The following is a 1,471-nucleotide window of genomic DNA, read 5'->3' as shown; positions in this document are numbered from 1 at the left end:
CTGATTCGTCCATCAGCCCGGCCCTGCGCGCGGCAGCCAACGCCGCCTTGGACGACAACACACCCGAAGCACTGCGCCACTTCCTGGAAGTCGGCAGATACCAGGTCGCCTGACCGGCATGGCGCCGCACCACAGCGCGTCGCCCGGGTAGCACCCCCTGCCGCACGCCCGGTCGCCGGAACGCCGAGAATCCGGGCGGGGCCGCCCGCACCTCTGTGTGCCAGCGGCCCCGCCCGGCAGGCCCTGTGTCGGCTCGGCGCCCTCCGCAGAGCTCTGTGGCCTCGCCGCCCGGTGCGGCATGGGCCACTGACACCACCAACAGCAGAAAGCACATTCTTCGATGACCACACAACCCCTACGCACCGAGCGCAGCGGTCCGCAGACCGCTTCCGTCGTGACCGACCTGCCGTTCAAGCCTCAGCTCGTCAAAGCGGTGTTCAGGGGCGTGACCTCGTTGCACGTCTCCCGGTCGGCGGCGTGGGCCGCCGCGTCGGTGACGCGGACCGTGCTGACGGAGATCATCGAGGGCGCGAGAAGCGCGGCGGCCGAGGAGGTCAGGAAGAGGCTGATTCCCAAGGACCTCATCTCGGCGATCGACCGGAACGTCGAGGTGGAGGTGGGATCGGCGTGGTACCTGCACAGCCCGACCTTCCACGGCCTGATGGGCGAGGTGCGCAACGCCGATGGCGCGCTCGTGTCTCTTCGTGAGCGCCGCGGGGCGCGTACACCGAGTGGTGTGGCCGGCGCCCACCGGTTCGAGGCCGGGGTGAGAAGGCTGCTGGGGAGCCGGGGGGTGAGGGCGGTCCCGGCGATGGTCCGCGACCTGGACGGAATCGCGAGCGTGTTCCTGACGGCCCTGGCCCGGGACGCAGCCAAGGTCGTCCGCGAGGGCGGGGTCAAGCGGTTCGGGACGGTCAGTCTGGTGGTGCCAGGCGAGCCAGCCCCGGCCCCGCTGCTCAAGGACCCCCTCCTTGCCCTGTCCACCCGTCGCGGGGACGGGCGGACTGTTGGCGGGGACGACGTCCTGGCCGCCGTCACGATGCAGCTGTTGGGCGATCTCAGACAACGCGCCATCACCGAGGCAGCCGAGATGACGCGGAACACGTCGGCCAACTGATCGGGCCTACCCCTGCGCTCTGCCCACTGCGCACGGTTCCCGGAATCTGCCGCCCGCACTCGGTGTAGAGCAGGTCGGCTCGCGAAAACGGGCTCGTCGCATGGGCGTGGACCACCGGCCGCAGGCACCCCACGGGGAAGACCTCCCTTTAGACGCCAAGTGAAATGGCGTCTACTGAGCTTGTGGGCGTGATGTCGGAGGGGCTGACAGGTGGTCTCAGTCGCGGTACGCCGGAACCATGAGGTATCCACAAGGCGGTGGCCTGACGGCCGAACGACGGTCCTTTCGCGAGGGTGTTCGCCTGCAGGCCGCCAACATGTTCGCCGCGGGTGACGACAACTCGGTGGTGGCGAA

At 69.5% G+C, this 1,471-nt stretch carries 1 protein-coding gene and 1 pseudogene; both read left to right on the top strand.

Annotated elements, in window-relative coordinates:
* Positions 1-113: pseudogene (locus AB0N81_RS12925) on the top strand (hypothetical protein); the annotation flags it as partial.
* Between the two features lie 227 nt (positions 114-340).
* Positions 341-1,117 carry a hypothetical protein gene (locus tag AB0N81_RS12920; RefSeq protein ID WP_365357846.1) on the top strand — a complete coding sequence of 259 codons (777 nt, stop codon included), beginning with the start codon at positions 341-343 and terminating at the stop codon, positions 1,115-1,117.
* Positions 1,118-1,471 lie beyond the last annotated feature (354 nt).

The sequence above is a fragment of the Streptomyces sp. NPDC093510 genome (assembly GCF_040683555.1).
Classification (GTDB): Bacteria; Actinomycetota; Actinomycetes; order Streptomycetales; family Streptomycetaceae; genus Streptomyces.
Note: the sequence above shows the minus strand (reverse complement) of the source record. Positions and strands in the feature narration are given on the sequence as shown.